We start from the raw sequence: 16,383 nt of genomic DNA, 5'->3' as shown, positions 1-16,383 counted from the left end.
TTTTATGATAGGTAAAGGTTATTTGCGGTATGGGTACTACACCAATTTATTTTCCACCAAATATTCGGCTATTTGGACGGCGTTGGTAGCCGCTCCTTTCCTAAGGTTATCGGCAACGATCCACATGTTCAGGGTGTTTTTCTGGGTTTCGTCCCTACGGATACGACCTACGAACACTTCATCCTTGTCATGTGCATAGATGGGCATGGGGTAGGTATTGGTTTCAGGATTATCCTGAACGGTAACCCCTGGGGTATCGTTCAATAACCGACGTACTTCGTTCAAATCGAAATCGTTGAGGAACTCGACGTTGACCGATTCGGAATGCCCTCCCGACGTTGGGATACGTACGGCAGTGGCCGAAACGGAGAACGATTGGTCATTGAATATTTTTTGGGGCTCTTTGGCCAGTTTCATTTCTTCTTTGGTATACCCATTTTCAAGGAACACATCGCAATGCGGCAATGCATTTCTACCTATAGGATAAGGATAGGCCATTTCACCTTCTACGCCGGCAATTTCATTTTCCAATTGTTGTACGGCCTTTACACCGGTTCCTGAAACCGATTGGTACGTAGATACGACAACACGCTTCATTTTGTATTTGTCATGTAATGGGGCCAATGCCATCACCATTTGTATGGTAGAGCAGTTCGGGTTGGCGATTATCTTGTCTTCCGCCGTCAATTCATGGGCATTGATTTCGGGAACGATCAATTTTTTTGTGGGATCCATTCGCCAAGCAGAGGAGTTGTCCACGACGGTGGTACCTACTGCGGCAAATTTAGGGGCCCATTCCGTGGAGGTGTCGCCCCCGGCCGAAAATATGGCCACATCGGGTTTGGCCGCAACGGCGTCCGAAAGACCGATAACGGTATGCTCTTCCCCTTTATAAGTTAATTTCTTACCTACAGAACGTTCTGACGCTACCAATAATAATTCGGTAATAGGGAAATCTCGTTCTGCCAATACTTTAAGCATTACTTCGCCAACCATTCCGGTGGCCCCGACAACTGCAACTTTCATAATTCTATTGATTTAGAAGGCAAATGTAGTTCATGTAATAGGATCGAACAAGATAAATCGCATCAAATAATCAAAATATAACAAAAAGTTGTAAATATAACAATTATGCAATCCATGGGAGGTTGGGCTTTCCAAAAATGGCCTTGGAAAGGGATGGGCCTACAAAAAAACCGGCGCTTTGACGAGCGCCGGTTAAGGGGTTTTATAGTGTAGCGGATGCCAGGGGTAACCCGGGCAAATAAGTGTATTTATTGTTTTTTCAATAAATCCCTGATTTCGGCCAACAGATCTTCCTGGCTAGGTCCTTTTGGAGCTGGTGGGGCCGGTGGGGTTTTTGTTTTGTTGTAAGCTTTAACGATTACGAACATTACAAATCCGACGATCAATAGGTTGACAAGGGTATTGACCCAGGCTCCCCAACGAATGGCATTTTCAGCAACATATCCGGGTTCCCCTTGGACGCCGGTACTCTCCGTTAAAATGATCTTTAGGTTGGCAAAGTCCATTCCCCCGGCAAAGTGGCCGACAACAGGCATGATAATATCAGCAACAAAGCCATTTACCACAAGGCCAACGGCTCCTGCCATGATTACGGCTACGGCAAATTCAATGACATTGCCGGTCATGATGAAATTCTTGAATTCTTTTAGCATTTTACGTGTGTTTATAGTTAATAATTAATGTTTCCGCAATGTAGCTAAAAAAAAAGTTCACAACAAAATGTTAAATGGAATTTTTATCCCTTGATAATCCTTGTTACCCGTTGTGAAATACCGGTAAGGAGTTCATACGAAATGGTATCGGCAAAGGCAGCAAACTCGTCCGCATTCGGTTTTTCACCGAAAATGATGACTTCATCCCCTTCTTGACATTCAATATCGGTTACATCGATCATGATCATATCCATACATACATTGCCGATTAGCGGTGCCATTTTACCCTTAACGTTGACCATGGCCTTGCCTTGTCCATATTGTCGGCCGATACCGTCTGCATGGCCCAAAGGTAGTGTTGCCGTTACCCGGTAGTCCTTGGAAGTGAAGGCCCTGTTATACCCTACACTTTCATGGGGGGCGATGCGATGTATTTGGGATATTACCGTTTTCAAGGTAGCTACGGGCTTCAGATAGGGGTCGAATTTGGGATCATTGCCATATCCGTAAAGTCCGATTCCGCTACGTACCATATCAAACTGTGCCGCTTTATAATTAAGGATCCCGGAGGTGTTAAGGATATGTTTCAAGGGGCTATACCCTAATTTTTCCTCAAATTCCGGAACTATTTTATTGAAAGTCCCGATTTGTTTTAGGGTGAACGCTTTTTCATTTGGATCTTCGGTAGCGGCTAAATGGGAAAAGAACGATGTTATTTTGATTTCACCCCTATTCCTTATCAGATCCATGATCTCATCGATATGCTCCCCGGAAAAGCCCAATCGATTCAAACCGGTATTGAATTTAATATGAACGGGATAATTCGATTGTCCGTTATTCTGTGCGGCTTCCAGAAACTCCTTTAGCACCTTAACCGAATAAAGGCTAGGCTCCAAACAATTTTCCATGAGTTCATTGAAATGGACGGTTTGTGGGTGTAAAACCAGTATGGGCGTTGTGATACCCGCTTGGCGTAAGGCGACCCCTTCTTTGACATAGGCCACGGCAAAATAATCGGCCCCCAAGGTTTCCAACTTTTTGGCGATGGCCACTGCTTCCGAGCCATAGGCAAAGGCCTTGACTACGGCCAAAAATTTCGTATTCGATGGTATTAGGGAGCGTAGATAGCGGTAATTATGTTCAAGGGCACTTAAATCTATCTCTAGCTGGGTTTCAGAGGTCTTCGGCATTCGTATTTCTTTTAATTTCCGGAATTTCCTCCGCATCCACATCAATATCCTTTACCCTTTCTTTTAACATGGCCTTGTAGTAGGCGGCCCTGCTCAAAGGTTCGTATTCATCGTTTTCCCCCAATAAGACAAGATCTTCGTTTTTGGCTTTTCTATAGCTGTAATTGGCCAAATTACCGGTTCTGGTACAGATGGCATGTACTTTTGTCACATACTCGGCGGTGGCCATTAAAGCGGGCATGGGTCCAAAGGGGTTACCCTTGAAATCCATGTCCAAACCAGCAACGATCACGCGGATCCCCTTGTTGGCAAGGTCATTACATACCGAAACGATTTCATCATCGAAAAACTGGGCTTCATCGATACCGATGACATCACAGGTATCTGCCAAAATACGGATATTCGCCGCAGCGGGTACCGGGGTGGAACGTATTTCATTCGCATCGTGGGATACCACCATCTCTTCATGGTACCTCGTATCTACCATGGGTTTAAAGATCTCAACCTTCTGTCTGGCAAATTGGGCGCGTTTCAATCTACGGATCAATTCCTCGGTTTTACCGGAGAACATAGAGCCGCAGATAACCTCTATCCAGCCGAATTGTTCTTTATGATTAACGGTATTTTCGAGAAACATTTTGTAATTTTAAGACGAAAATAAGGTGTTTTTTCGTTGTACATAAACAGAACGATAAAGTTATTTAAAAAATACCCACTTTTTCCAAAAGAAAATATAAGATGAAAAGAAAATTGAAAGCGGAATTGATCGCCATGTCGAAGGACATTATCAATTCCAACGATTTAAATGAAATAGGCCAAATGTATGAGACCGCAAAGAACCTCTATGAAAAACTTGCGGTATTGAGATTCATTGAAGAAGAATTGCATGATATTGAAATAGACGTTACCAAAAGCGTGATCGCCGCTAAGTTCGAATCCATGGCAAATGCCATTCTGAATGCCAATTCTTCGGTTCCGGAAAGTAACCCTCATGAAGAGGATATCATTATCCCCGGAATGCAGACCATAAAGGACATTGTCTCCGAAATGCCGAATTCAGGGATGGTGGATGAGGTGTTACAGGAATTCATGGCGAAACCCAATCTCATTAAAAATGACAAGGAATTGTTTTCACCCGTTTCGGAAACCATTGCCAAAAAAGAAGTACAGGGAAAATCCTTGAACGATAAGTTGGCAGAAAAGGAATTAAAGATCGATCTGAATAACCGGTTGGCCTTTGTGAAACATCTTTTCAATGATAGTACCGAAGATTATAACCGGGTCCTTTCCCAACTGAATACGATCGATACCGAAGAACGTAGCATTGCATTCATCAAGAATATGGTGAAACCCGATTACGGTAATTGGGAAGGTAAGGAAGAATACGAGGAGCGTTTTTTGGCCCTTATCTCCCGTAAGTTTTCTTAAATCGTTCAATAAAAGCATAATATTTCAACCGGAAGTCGGTTTGCCGACTTCCGGCTTCCTATACTCACATACAGTACATGGGTAAATTATATATTGTACCAACCCCGATCGGGAATTTAGAGGATATCACCCTGCGGGCTATCCGTGTCTTAAAGGAAGTGGCATTGATCTTGGCCGAGGATACCCGTACCAGTGGTAAACTGCTGCATCATTTCGAAATACATACCCCCATGCAAAGCCACCATATGCATAATGAGCATAAAACGGTGGCCCATATCGTAAGTCGTTTAAAAAACGGTATGGAAGATATCGCCTTGATTTCGGATGCGGGAACCCCGGCGATTTCAGATCCCGGTTTTTTATTGACAAGGGCTTGTTTGGAAAACGGGATCGAAGTCGAATGTCTTCCCGGGGCAACGGCCTTCGTTCCGGCTTTGGTGAACAGTGGTTTGCCCAATGATCGATTTGTTTTTGAAGGTTTCCTACCGGTTAAAAAAGGAAGACAGACCCGATTGAAACTTTTGGCCGAAGAATCGCGGACCATGATCTTTTACGAATCGCCCCATAAGTTGTTAAAGACCCTAGTTCATTTTGCGGAGTATTTTGGGGAAGATCGATTGATTTCCGTTTCGCGCGAATTGACAAAACTCTACGAGGAAACCTGTAGGGGTACGGTTAGGGAAGTACTTGACCATTACACGGAAAAGCCTCCCAAAGGGGAGATTGTAATCGTGGTTGCAGGCAAGAAATAATGCAAAAACTACTTTCGGAAATACGGGCTTGTGAAATTTGTAAGGCCTATTTGCCCTTGGGCCCCAGACCAATCGTGGCCGCCCATGGGAATTCAAGCATAGTGGTCATAGGCCAGGCACCCGGGGTTAAAGTCCATGAAACGGGAATACCTTGGGACGATCCAAGCGGAAAACAATTGCGTAATTGGATGGGGGTATCGGATGAAGTCTTTTATGATTCCTCTAAAATAGCGTTGGTTCCCATGGGGTTTTGTTATCCTGGAAAAGGAACCTCGGGCGATTTGCCACCGCGACCCGAATGTGCACCGCTTTGGCATGGTTCGCTTCTTGCCAAAATGCAGCATGTTGAATTAGTGCTTTTAATAGGGCGGTATGCACAAAATCATTATTTGGGTACCGCCGCCAAAAAAACACTTACCGAGACTGTCTCTGCCTTTGAATCCTATCTTCCCCAATACTTTCCTTTACCCCACCCTTCACCAAGAAATCGCTTTTGGTTGGCAAAGAACCCTTGGTTTTTGGAAAAGGTTGTCCCGGAGTTACAGGCGCGAATTTCAAAATTAGTGTAAAGCCGATGGGATAGGCATCAATATTGAGATCCATCGTGTTTTCCTTTTTCCCAGCCGTATTTACCTAAATACCGTTCCCCACTTTCCACGGCACCATCCTCAATAGTGGTACCCATGGAATCGTTCCAACGGTTTAGATATCCAAAGAGGGAAATAACACCCAACATTTCCACGATCTCCCCTTCATTCCAATGTTCGTACAATCGCTTTTTAATGACCGCATCCACGGCATTGGGTACTTGGGAGGCAGCGATTGAAAAGTCCAACGCGGCCCTTTCGGCCTCGGAAAAAGCAGGATGGGTGCGGTAGTCCCAAATATGGTCCAGTTGTTCTTGCGCTGCCCCATAGCGTTCTGCGGCCCGTATGGCATGGGCTTGGCAATAACGACAGCCCGTGGCATTGCTACTGACCCATGCGATCATCCGTTTTAAAGCTGAGGTAACCCGACCTTCATTGGCCATGACGGCTTTATTGAGATTGATAAAGGCCTTTGAAATGGCCGGTCTATGCTGCATGGTCAAGACCGAGTTGGGGCAAAATCCCAGGGTCTCGTTGAAGAATGCCGCCAGTTCTTTGGTTTCGGGGTCATGTTGCGGGTCAAGAGGGGGTACAAGGGCCATATTTTTATATTAATATCGTATTTTTACACCTCACAAGTAACAAAAAATTATGGGTACCACAAATCATATAACCACTAAATGGGTGGGCGGAATGGCTTTTGAAAGTAATAATCCCTCAGGGCATGATCTTCGGATCGATGCAGGTCCCGATGATGGGGGTGAAGGTAGCGGGTTCAGGCCCAAAGCCCTCATGCTTTCGGCTTTGGCCGGTTGTTCGGGACTGGATGTCGCTTCGCTTATAAAAAAGATGAAATTGAAAGTCGATGATTTTCACATCGAGACCATTGCCAATTTAACCGACGAGCATCCTAAGTATTATGATGCGGTGACGATAGAATATCACTTTCACGGCAAGGAATTGGATGAAAAGAAATTACAAAGGGCCGTTGACCTATCCGTTGAGAAATACTGTGGTGTTATGGAGATGTTTAGGAAGTTTGCAAAATTGGAGATCAAAACCATTTTTCATCAATAAGTAAAAAGTCCAAGAGCAAGTGTCAAGTTCAATTTAAATTTGGAGTGATTTCAAACAAGAAGTATGACATAGAAGATAGGTTGGTTAAATTAGCCGCAAATGCTATACTCTTTTGTAAAGATTTACCTCAAGATTTAACGGGACAATATTATGGTAACCAATTGCTCCGTTCTTGTGGAAGCGCAGCTTTGAATTTTGGCGAAGCCCAGGGGACAAATACGAGTAGGGATTATATCAATAAAGCTAGTATTTGCTTGAAGGAACTAAAGGAGTCCCGTGTTAATTTAAAGATTTTGCATGAAGTTGATTATGGCAAAGAATCAAAACGAACGGATATATTGGATGAAATAGAGCAATTGATTAGAATTGTTGCAACAATAATTAAAAACAAAAAGTAAGTATTGCAAAAGGGTTTTTTATTACTACTGAACTTGACACTTGACACTTGACACTTGACACTTGACACTTGACACTTGACACTTGACACTTGAACTTAATTTTCGTATTTGAATCCAATCAACACTATGCGTTGGACGCTAAAACCAAAACTTGAACCACAACGGATTACCCAGCTTTCAAAAGCATTGAAGGTTGATGGGTTGGTGGCGGAACTTTTGTTACAGCGTGGAATCAACAGCTACGGGGAGGCCAAAAAATTCTTCCGTCCGGAATTGAACGATCTTCATGACCCTTTTTTGATGAAAGACATGGATGTGGCCATAGCCCGGATCGAAAAGGCCATTGCCGATAGGGAGAATATATTGGTTTACGGGGATTATGATGTGGACGGTACCACTTCAGTAGCTTTGGTTTCTTCTTATTTGTTGACGTATTATCCCAATGTAGCAACCTATATTCCCGACAGGTATGATGAAGGCTATGGAATCTCTTATCAAGGGATAGATTTTGCCGAGGACAATGGGTTCTCGTTGATCATAGCTTTGGATTGTGGGATTAAAGCCATTGAAAAGGTCGATTATGCCCGTGGGAAAGGAATCGATTTTATTATTTGCGATCATCACCGCCCTGGTGACCAATTACCAAAAGCGGTTGCGGTTTTGGACCCAAAAAGACAGGATTGCCCTTATCCGTATGATGAATTATGTGGTTGCGGGGTCGGTTTTAAATTGATTCAGGCCTTAGGGTCGCATCGTGGGGAAACAATTGAGGATTTGGTCTATTACCTTGATTTAGTGGCGACTGCGATAGGTGCGGATATTGTACCGATAACTGGGGAGAATCGAATATTGGCTTTTTATGGCCTCAAAGTTATCAACCAACAACCTCGGATCGGTTTTAAGGCCATAATCGATCAGGTTAAGAAGGAGACCTTCACCATAACCGATGTGGTATTCATATTGGCTCCGAGAATAAATGCCGCAGGGCGTATGAAGCATGGGCAATATGCGGTCAATTTACTTGTGGCCGATCATTTGGAAGAGGCCGAACAATTTGCCAGGGAAATCGAATTGTTCAATTTCGAAAGAAAAAACCTGGATAAGGAAATAACGGTTGAGGCTTTGGCGCAGATTACGGAAAACAATGAAGAAAATAGATTTACTTCGGTGGTCTATAAAGAGTCTTGGCACAAAGGGGTCATCGGAATCGTAGCCTCCCGATTGACGGAGACCTATTATAGGCCTACCCTTGTTTTCACAAAAAGCGGGGATAAATTGGCGGCATCGGCCCGTTCGGTGAAAGGTTTTGATGTTTATAATGCGTTACAGGAATGTGCGGATTGTATAGAACAGTTCGGTGGACATAAATATGCAGCGGGATTGACTTTATTACCGGACCAATATATCCCTTTCAAGGAAAAGTTTGAAAAAGTGGTCAATAAAACCATAGCACCCCATTTATTGACTCCTGAGATCAAGGTAGATGCTTCGATTACATTGAATGACATCACCCCCAAACTACTTCGCATCATTAAGCAGTTCGCACCATTCGGTCCAGGGAATATGACTCCCGTTTTTATGGCCGAAGGCCTGTGCGATACGGGTTATGCCAAAGGGGTTGGGGAAGATGGCAAGCACCTGAAGTTGACGATTACCCAAAATGGATCCCTTCCTTTTGGGGCCATTGGTTTTAATTTGGGGGATAAATTGCCCCATGTTCAAAACGGCAAGACCTTCAGTGCCGTGTTTACCATCGAGGAAAATGAATGGAACGGCAATGTGAGTATCCAATTAAAGCTGAAAGACATAAAATAGGACGCTAATGAAAATTGAACATCTTGCCATTTGGGTCAAGGGGTTGGAAACCATGAAGGAGTTCTATATCACTTATTTTAATGCCATTCCCGGTGAAAAATACCACAATGCCCATAAAAATTTCACGTCTTATTTTTTGAGCTTTGAAGAAGGACCCCGATTGGAATTGATGTATCGACCTATAATCCCCCATAGATCCAATGATATGGAGGAAATGATCGGGATGGCCCATTTTGCCGTCTCGGTGGGGTCAAAAGAAAATGTAAATATGCTTACTGAAAGGCTGAGAAAGGCCGATTTTGAAATCGTAGGGGAACCCAGGACCACAGGTGATGGTTATTATGAAAGTGTGGTCCTGGATCCCGAAAACAATAGAATTGAAATCACTATATAATCCCCAATAGGTTTTGTGAATGGATCCGTATGCCGCATTGAAAATTAAGGAGTTCAATATATTTCTTGGAGCCCGTTTTGCCATGGTTTTCGCCTGGGCCATGCAATTTATCGTAATAGAGTGGCAAGTGTATTCACTGACCAAAGACCCGCTATCCCTTGGGATCATCGGACTTATGGAGGTAATCCCCGCAGTTTCCATGGCCTTGTTTGCCGGCCATATCGTCGATCAAAAAGAAAAGCGGAATTTATTGATCAAGTGTCTATTTGGTTTTTCGATGATCAGTCTAGGGCTTTTTGTTTTAAGTTGGCCCGATCTTTCTACGAAGGTTTCCCAAAAAACCATTCTCTGGTCTATTTATGTTTTGGTCTTTTTCGGCGGAATAGTCAGGGCATTTTTAGGTCCGACGATTTTCTCGTTAATGGCTTTGCTCGTTCCCAAGAAGTTATATCCGAATGCGGCTACTTGGAGCAGTACGACCTGGCAACTGGCTTCGGTATTGGGACCGGCCACCGCTGGATTTTCAATTGGTCTTATCGGGGTTCATTGGTCGATGTGCTTGATTTTCTTTTGTACGTTGATAGCCCTAACGGCCATTTCCCGTATATCGCGAAAACCGATCTTGAATCCGAAAATCGGGGAACCGGTTTTTCAAAGTTTAAAGGAAGGTATTCAATTCGTTTTTAAAACCAAGGCCATTTTGGGCGCACTTACCCTTGATATGATTGCCGTACTTTTTGGTGGGGCTATAGCACTGCTTCCCGTTTATGCCCAGGATATCCTGCATGTAGGTGCTGAGGGGTTCGGTATTCTAAGGGCGGCACCGGCGGTAGGGGCGGCATTGACCATGGTGGGTTCAACACGGTTTCCACTGTATAGGAATGCAGGTAAGAAATTGCTGTTGGCCATTTTCTTTTTCGGGGTCTGTATCATTGTTTTTGGGATATCCACTTCTTTTTGGTTGTCGGTAGGGGCTTTATTCGTAAGTGGGGCGGTTGACGGTGTTTCGATGATCATACGACAGACGATACTGCAATTAAAGACCCCTGATCATATGCGGGGACGGGTAGCTTCGGTGAATTCCATGTTCGTGGGATCTTCCAATGAACTTGGTGCCTTTGAAAGCGGGGCTACGGCCAAGTTGATGGGCACGGTGACTGCCGTGGTATTTGGCGGTTGTATGACCCTGTTGACGGTAGGGATCACCACCTTTGCCTTACCTTCATTCAGGAGATTGGATCTGCGAAAGGATGTTGAAGCACATGCAGTGACCGAATGAGCTAGAACTTTTGCAGGGAAAAACTTTCCCCATCAAAAACACCATACGTGAAATAAGAAAGCCAATCCCCAAGGTTTATATATTTCGATTTTTCGTTCAGATCGATTTCCAAGGGTAGATGGCGATGCCCGAATACAAAATAATCATAATGATCCCCTTCCAGTTTTCGGTGACAATATTGAACCAACCATTCTTTGTCTTCCCCGAGAAATTTGACATCGTCATCACCGGAAATCAATTTGTTCCTTACGGAAAGGTATTTTCCCAAGCGTACGCCCAAATCGGGATGCAACCATTTAAAAAACCATTTGGCCACCGGATTGGTGAAGACCTTTTTCATGCGTTTAAACCCGAGGTCATCCGGACCGAGACCATCACCATGACCAATAAAGACCTTAGTGTCATTAATGATGAATTGCTGGGGTTTGTGATAAACGGGAATATTCAATTCCTCTTCAAAATACCCGTTCATCCATAGGTCATGGTTGCCCACAAAATAAAATACAGGGATGCCGGAATCCGTAATTTCGGCAAGTTTACCCAAGGTACGGGTAAACCCTTTGGGGACGACCGTTTTGTATTCAAACCAAAAATCAAAAAGATCACCGAGTAAAAATATCGCTGCGGCATCTTTCTTGACCTCATCCAACCAAGCCACGAATTTCTTTTCACGGACCAAACTCTTCTCCATGGTAGGTGCTCCCAGATGGTTATCACTGGCGAAGTAGACTTTTTTGCCTTTGGGGATGTTGATTGGTTTCATTGGTGTCGTAAATATAGGAAAATCCCTTCGGCCCTTTAATTGTCGGAAGCAAACCACTCCGCGAAGGAAGTTTCGGTTTCCTGGAGCCTTAAAGAGTGTAGTTGAATGGTTTTAGGCAGTCTGGCTTTGATTTTTTCAGCAAAATCGATGACCATATTCTCACTGGTCGGTTGGTAATCGGCCAAGATAACATTGTGGTCACGACGCATCAATTCCTCGGCCAATTCAAGATGGGGTGTGTTCTTATTGAAAACGGTCGCATGGTCAAATGGATTTACGATTTCTTCCTTAACGATTTTCTTAAGATCCCCAAAATCGATGACCATACCCAATTTCACATGGGAAGTATCCGTTATCGGGGTTCCGATGACCGTGACCGAAAGTTTATAACTGTGTCCGTGTACATTTCTGCATTTACCATCATACCCATAGAGTGCGTGGCCCGTTTCAAAGGTAAATTGCTTGGTGATCCTAATAGTACTCATTCCATTAAATTAAAGTGCAAAGGTAGTTTTTCTTTAAACTGCACGCCAAACTATTGCCTCTTTAACTTCAATCCGAAGCATGGACGGATCAATTTCCACCTCCTTATGCCAAATTCATAAATAATCCATGAACCGAGGAAGGTACCCACGGTCAGTAAGGTGAACTTAGGTAGTAAGCCCCAAGAAAGATCCATCAGATAATATCCGATAAGGATCGTAATGGTCTGATGGAGTATATAGAAGGGGTAAACCGCCTCATTGGCATAAGAAAGTAGGGAGCTCGGTTTATTGAGGTGTTTGGCGGCATAGCCGAAAAGGGCCAAGATCCAAGCCCAGATATTGAAAACCTTTACAAATGCCTCCGTAAAATGCCGTAGGATGGAATCCTCAAAACCGAAGATCAGGGTCAATAAAATCGCAAAACCCAAAACACCGCACATCAAATAGGTATGGCGATGGGTTTGTACCGTATTCCAAAATTCCTCCTTGACCATAATCAATAAAAAGCCAAAGAAGAAAAGGAACATTGAACTGATAAAATTGAACCAGTCATCAATCAGGGCATGGGTAACATTGAAAAAGGGCTCTAAAAAGGCCTCGCACAAATAGAGGGGAACAATGCACCAAAAGAGTCCAAATCGAGAGGATACCACTCTTTTGACCCATTGGATGAACTTTAGTCCGGGATGTTTTTTAAGGTATAGGAACAAGGGAACCAAGAGCAAGGAATAACTCAGCAAATACGGCAAGAACCAAAGGTGGTGCCAGCTCAGATTACCTTCCGGATAAACACCAAGGAACGCTTCTGACGGCCAAAAGTCAAAATAGCCCCCAAGAAATTCACCGTTGGCCAATCGTTCAATATACACCTGGGGCGGCACGATCAAAAGCATCCCGACCACCAAGGGTATGAACAACCTGACAATACGTTCCACGGCAAATTGTTTCCCGCTTCTTTTATTGAGGGCAAAGTACGTCCCCATACCCGAAATCACAAATAGGATGGGCAAGCGCCATTGGTTTACAAACAACATGGGATAGATCAATCCCCTATGGATGGAATTGTTTTTAATATGAAACCCCCACGGAACAAAGAACATGCCTACATGATATAAAATAAGTAGTCCGAAAACGAAAACCCTTAGCCAATCCAAATCGTGTCTGCGCATGATCAAAATATTTGACCTCAAAGGTAAGGGCAAAACATGTGCAGCCCATAAACTTGGGACGGGTGACAAACTTTTGGTATAAAGAACAAGGTATATACCTAGGACTTTAGGCTTTCTTCAAGTCTTGGGATGTAAGATCGGGAAACCGGAACGGTACTTCCGGAAGTTTTTAGCGACAATTTATACCCTTGTGCATTGCCGGCTATCTTGACAATGTGGTTGAGGTTGACGATATAGGAACGATGTGTTCTTGAGATATTCCCATAGGGTTGCAATTGGGACTCCAAATTTTTAATGGAGATCCTCTTCAGTTTTTTGTCAATGCCGTCTTTCGTCCGCAAAAATATTTCCGCATAATTCCTATCGGCCTTGGCATACAGGAAATGGGTCAAATCCAAATTGAAATCATCGCCTTTTACATCGGTTACGATATGGATGTTGGCGTTTTCCGGTTTTTTGGTTATCGGGGATAATTTCTTGGCCCTATTTTGGTTTTTACGGTACAGGTGGTTGAAATTCGATGGAACCAAAATGGCCACAAAGAGGATACCGACCAAAAAGGTATTCCGTAGTTCCTCCAACAAATACGACCAGGACCAATTATTGGGGTTGTCGTAAATAAGATCACGGATCAAAAATTGTCCTATGCCCACCAAGAACAAAAAGGAGCTTAAAAACAGGATTTCTTTGCAAACATTCCACTTTTCAACCAGTTCGGGCAAAAGTTTAAGGCCCAAGAATAGGATGAAAAACACGACGATGGTGACCAGGGCATGGACCAAAGAGATAAAAAAATAATCCATTTTGTGCTCTGGCACATATACATTAAAGGGCTCAAAGAAATAGTTGAAACCAAAGGACATCAGGAATACCAGGACCAAAAGGGTATAAAAGGTCTTTCCCTCAAAGTAAAAGGGATAGGGTTGGTTCAGAAATCGAAATAATTTATTCAAATTCACATAATTTTATTGCGACACTCTTTGCTCTTAGGGCAGTCATGTAACCAATTCAAATTCATTCCTCAACAAAGAAATCATCCCAAACCACGGTTTTCCCCGTTTCGGAAGCATGTTTGGCAGCTTCCAAAATTTGAACCACGATCATATTGTTCTCCATGGACCCCAGATCAAATCTTTTAACAGGAACGTCTTCCCTTACCAGTTTCGAAAAATAGGCAAAAGGATCATGTATTCCTTTGGGTAAGGGATCTGCTTTAATCGATATTGGTTCATCTTTCCCATTTGCCATGATTTTCATATCCTCATTATTCGTACAAATCACATAGCCATTTTTTCCGTAAACGGACATATCCTTTCTGCCATACGTCCAGTTCCACGAGGCTTGGATAACGACTTGGGTTTTGGGATAGGTCAAAACAATGATCGCATCATCCTCGACCTTAGGGTATATATCAGGTTTTGTTTGTTGGGTTACGCAGGTGACCGTTTCCGGCGTTTCCCCCTTCATAAGGTATGTGGATAGGTTGGCTCCATAGCAACCAAAATCGGGCAAGGCACCTCCACCGTTCAATACGGGGTCGGTCAGCCACGCTAGAAATTCCTTACTACAGCCGATTTCTTTGGGTCCCGGGTGACCGGTATTAAAGACTATTTTTCCGATGTCCCCTATGGTATTGCCTTCTTCAATAATATCGAAAGCCTTGGCATGACTACCATACCATGTGGTTTCATAATTGGTCATTAAATGGATTTGGTGCTTTTTTGCCAGGTCGATCATTTTTTTGGCGTGGTCCACATTGACGGCCATGGGTTTTTCAACCATAATATGGATTCCTTTAGGGGCAAAGAACTCCACCACTTCCAAATGTCCGTAAACCGTGTTGAAGGCCATCACCGCCTCCGGTTTTGTGGTTTTGGCCATTTCTTGCATCGAACTAAAAACCAAATCCATCGAAAATCCGTATTGCTTGCTGTACTTTTTGGCCAATGCCGTGTTGGGCTCCACAATACCGACAATCTCTATGTCCCCGATCTTTTCCCTTCCTAATACCCAGTGTACATGATCATGGACCAACCCTATTATCCCCACCTTCAGTGGTTTGGTTTCATCATTGTTTAGAGGGTGTTCAGCACTCTTATGGGGTTGACCAAAACTGGTCATGATCATAAGGATAAAATAGGGAATTGTCTTTAGCAGTAAGCTTGGAGAAAGCATAATCGTTGGTTTATTGGAAAAACCAAATATACTGAAGTATTACAGCAATCTAAACCAATTGATGCAATATCCACGACTTTATAAAGAGCAGGGACAGGACCAAGGTAGCTATCGGTTTTGTGCCTTTAGCCAAAAATTGTTGGGTATGCAGCCATTGGGAGTAGGACGATTGAAAAATGGAATGTATAGAAAAAGAACCACATGGCATTGGAGGAAGTGGTCCTGTACTGAAGTTGGTTAAAGCGGGTTTACCTTTTATATTTTCTTCGAGATCGAACGCGGTTGACGAAATAGGCAATTACAATGAATAATACCAATAAGGGGAAAATAAAGTTTCCATTTAAGAAGTTCAATAGTTCCATATCTGTATTTATGCTAATTAAAACGGTCTTGTTTTAAGTTTATTATTTCTTGTATTTGGATAAGGCATTTTTCGTGAAATCGGATAGGGCCAATGTCCCAGAAATTGAAGCCCGTTCTGTCAGTAGTCGATCCCAATGATCGGTACCTTCCCAAAGTACCTGCTTCCATTCAGAAAGTGCTTCCGGATTGTACGTCGATAATTGTTGGGTGAAAAAATCCAACTCCTTGTCCATTTCCTTGATAGAGTCGAAGACCTTAGCGAACAACCCTTTTTCTTTGGCCCAATAGGCATTTTGCCATTCGGTAGGGGCCAAGGAGAGTTCGGATAGGGCGGCCGTTCCTATTTTTCGTTTTACTGCGGGTGCAATCACCAAGGGGGCAATACCAATGGTTAATTCGGATAGCCGGATCGAGGCATCCACTGTGGCAAAAACATAGTCACATGCTGCCGCAAGTCCGACCCCACCCCCAACGGTCTTCCCTTGAACACGCCCTACAATGACTTTTTTACATTTACGCATGGCATTGATGACATGGGCAAAACCGCTAAAGAAAACTTTCCCTTCTTCCAGATTTTCCAAAGCCGTTAATTCATCAAAGGAGGCTCCGGCGCAGAAAGCCCTTTTGCCTTCCGAACGCAAAATGATAACGGTAATGTCTTTATTATTCGACAGTTTGTCGATTTCTTTGGTTAGGCGGTCCAAAAGCTCGGCAACGAATGAATTACCGGCCGGATGACCGAATTCAACCGTAGCAACTTTATGGTCGATGGAAGTATAAAGGCTTCCGTTTTCCCTGGTAGTGGCCATGAAATTTAATTTTAATCAAA

Annotated in this window: 20 protein-coding genes; 9 read left to right on the top strand and 11 right to left on the bottom strand. The window is 43.5% G+C overall.

All coding sequences use genetic code 11. The annotated features are described in order from the left end of the window. Positions 1-36 precede the first annotated feature (36 nt). From PHU20_RS15320 to PHU20_RS15305, 4 genes are all read right to left on the bottom strand, one after another. Complete coding sequence (locus PHU20_RS15320; RefSeq protein WP_274826265.1) at positions 37-1,026, bottom strand: aspartate-semialdehyde dehydrogenase; 990 nt, start codon at positions 1,024-1,026, stop codon at positions 37-39. Between the two features lie 248 nt (positions 1,027-1,274). Further along, the gene (mscL, locus tag PHU20_RS15315; RefSeq protein WP_274826264.1) at positions 1,275-1,679 is read right to left on the bottom strand and encodes a large conductance mechanosensitive channel protein MscL; all 405 of its coding nucleotides are present in this window, start codon (positions 1,677-1,679) and stop codon (positions 1,275-1,277) included. 83 nt (positions 1,680-1,762) lie between these two features. Further along, the gene (gene alr, locus PHU20_RS15310) at positions 1,763-2,869 is read right to left on the bottom strand and encodes an alanine racemase (protein ID WP_274826263.1); all 1,107 of its coding nucleotides are present in this window, start codon (positions 2,867-2,869) and stop codon (positions 1,763-1,765) included. Next, positions 2,853-3,506 (bottom strand): thymidine kinase, encoded by a 654-nt coding sequence (locus tag PHU20_RS15305; protein ID WP_274826262.1) that lies wholly within the window; start codon positions 3,504-3,506, stop codon positions 2,853-2,855. Before PHU20_RS15305 ends, alr begins: the two co-directional genes overlap by 17 nt. A 101-nt stretch (positions 3,507-3,607) precedes the next feature. Between PHU20_RS15305 and PHU20_RS15300 the strand changes: the two genes are divergently transcribed. From PHU20_RS15300 to PHU20_RS15290, 3 genes are all read left to right on the top strand, one after another. After that, positions 3,608-4,297 carry a hypothetical protein gene (locus PHU20_RS15300; protein WP_274826261.1) on the top strand — a complete coding sequence of 230 codons (690 nt, stop codon included), beginning with the start codon at positions 3,608-3,610 and terminating at the stop codon, positions 4,295-4,297. A gap of 77 nt (positions 4,298-4,374) precedes the next feature. After that, entirely contained in the window at positions 4,375-5,049 is a 675-nt protein-coding gene (gene rsmI / locus PHU20_RS15295; RefSeq protein WP_274826260.1) for a 16S rRNA (cytidine(1402)-2'-O)-methyltransferase, read from the top strand. Further along, positions 5,049-5,618 carry a uracil-DNA glycosylase family protein gene (locus PHU20_RS15290; protein WP_274826259.1) on the top strand — a complete coding sequence of 190 codons (570 nt, stop codon included), beginning with the start codon at positions 5,049-5,051 and terminating at the stop codon, positions 5,616-5,618. The genes rsmI and PHU20_RS15290 overlap by 1 nt, the downstream gene beginning before the upstream one ends. Positions 5,619-5,635: 17 nt before the next feature. On the opposite strand, the gene PHU20_RS15285 is transcribed toward PHU20_RS15290, so the two are convergent. Next, positions 5,636-6,238: a carboxymuconolactone decarboxylase family protein gene (locus PHU20_RS15285; RefSeq protein WP_274826258.1), complete on the bottom strand. Its 603-nt coding sequence runs from the start codon at positions 6,236-6,238 to the stop codon at positions 5,636-5,638. Positions 6,239-6,287: 49 nt separating this feature from the next. On the opposite strand from PHU20_RS15285, the gene PHU20_RS15280 reads away from it, so the two are divergent. From PHU20_RS15280 to PHU20_RS15260, 5 genes are all read left to right on the top strand, one after another. After that, positions 6,288-6,713 (top strand): OsmC family protein, encoded by a 426-nt coding sequence (locus PHU20_RS15280; RefSeq protein ID WP_274826257.1) that lies wholly within the window; start codon positions 6,288-6,290, stop codon positions 6,711-6,713. A 44-nt stretch (positions 6,714-6,757) separates the two neighbouring features. Further along, positions 6,758-7,111 (top strand): four helix bundle protein, encoded by a 354-nt coding sequence (locus tag PHU20_RS15275; RefSeq protein ID WP_274826256.1) that lies wholly within the window; start codon positions 6,758-6,760, stop codon positions 7,109-7,111. A 126-nt stretch (positions 7,112-7,237) separates the two neighbouring features. Beyond that, on the top strand, positions 7,238-8,926 hold the full coding sequence (gene recJ / locus PHU20_RS15270) for a single-stranded-DNA-specific exonuclease RecJ (RefSeq protein WP_274826255.1): 1,689 nt from the start codon (positions 7,238-7,240) through the stop codon (positions 8,924-8,926). 7 nt (positions 8,927-8,933) lie between these two features. Next, entirely contained in the window at positions 8,934-9,320 is a 387-nt protein-coding gene (locus tag PHU20_RS15265; RefSeq protein WP_274826254.1) for a VOC family protein, read from the top strand. A 19-nt stretch (positions 9,321-9,339) separates the two neighbouring features. Beyond that, positions 9,340-10,599: an MFS transporter gene (locus PHU20_RS15260; RefSeq protein WP_274826253.1), complete on the top strand. Its 1,260-nt coding sequence runs from the start codon at positions 9,340-9,342 to the stop codon at positions 10,597-10,599. A gap of 1 nt (position 10,600) precedes the next feature. Here the strand turns inward: PHU20_RS15260 and PHU20_RS15255 are convergent, their stop codons facing one another. The 5 genes from PHU20_RS15255 to PHU20_RS15235 all read right to left on the bottom strand — a co-directional run bounded on the left by PHU20_RS15255 (position 10,601) and on the right by PHU20_RS15235 (position 15,191). Continuing rightward, entirely contained in the window at positions 10,601-11,362 is a 762-nt protein-coding gene (locus PHU20_RS15255; protein WP_274826252.1) for a UDP-2,3-diacylglucosamine diphosphatase, read from the bottom strand. A gap of 35 nt (positions 11,363-11,397) precedes the next feature. Then, positions 11,398-11,847 carry a 6-pyruvoyl trahydropterin synthase family protein gene (locus PHU20_RS15250; RefSeq protein WP_274826251.1) on the bottom strand — a complete coding sequence of 150 codons (450 nt, stop codon included), beginning with the start codon at positions 11,845-11,847 and terminating at the stop codon, positions 11,398-11,400. Positions 11,848-11,897: 50 nt separating this feature from the next. Beyond that, positions 11,898-13,016, bottom strand: a complete 1,119-nt coding sequence (locus PHU20_RS15245) for an acyltransferase family protein (protein WP_274826250.1) — start codon at positions 13,014-13,016, stop codon at positions 11,898-11,900. A gap of 98 nt (positions 13,017-13,114) precedes the next feature. Then, positions 13,115-13,969 carry a LytR/AlgR family response regulator transcription factor gene (locus tag PHU20_RS15240; RefSeq protein WP_274826249.1) on the bottom strand — a complete coding sequence of 285 codons (855 nt, stop codon included), beginning with the start codon at positions 13,967-13,969 and terminating at the stop codon, positions 13,115-13,117. A 61-nt stretch (positions 13,970-14,030) separates the two neighbouring features. After that, on the bottom strand, positions 14,031-15,191 hold the full coding sequence (locus PHU20_RS15235; protein ID WP_274826248.1) for a Gfo/Idh/MocA family protein: 1,161 nt from the start codon (positions 15,189-15,191) through the stop codon (positions 14,031-14,033). Between the two features lie 13 nt (positions 15,192-15,204). Here PHU20_RS15235 and PHU20_RS15230 point away from each other — a divergent pair, with 13 nt between their 5' ends. Further along, on the top strand, positions 15,205-15,432 hold the full coding sequence (locus tag PHU20_RS15230) for a hypothetical protein (RefSeq protein WP_274826247.1): 228 nt from the start codon (positions 15,205-15,207) through the stop codon (positions 15,430-15,432). Between the two features lie 163 nt (positions 15,433-15,595). Here the strand turns inward: PHU20_RS15230 and PHU20_RS15225 are convergent, their stop codons facing one another. Further along, on the bottom strand, positions 15,596-16,363 hold the full coding sequence (locus PHU20_RS15225; RefSeq protein WP_274826246.1) for an enoyl-CoA hydratase/isomerase family protein: 768 nt from the start codon (positions 16,361-16,363) through the stop codon (positions 15,596-15,598). Positions 16,364-16,383 lie beyond the last annotated feature (20 nt).

This window comes from Maribacter polysaccharolyticus (assembly GCF_028882255.1).
In the GTDB taxonomy this organism is placed as follows: Bacteria; Bacteroidota; Bacteroidia; order Flavobacteriales; family Flavobacteriaceae; genus Maribacter_A; species Maribacter_A polysaccharolyticus.
The sequence above is the reverse complement of the archived record's forward strand: the minus strand, read 5'-3'. Positions and strand labels throughout refer to the sequence as shown.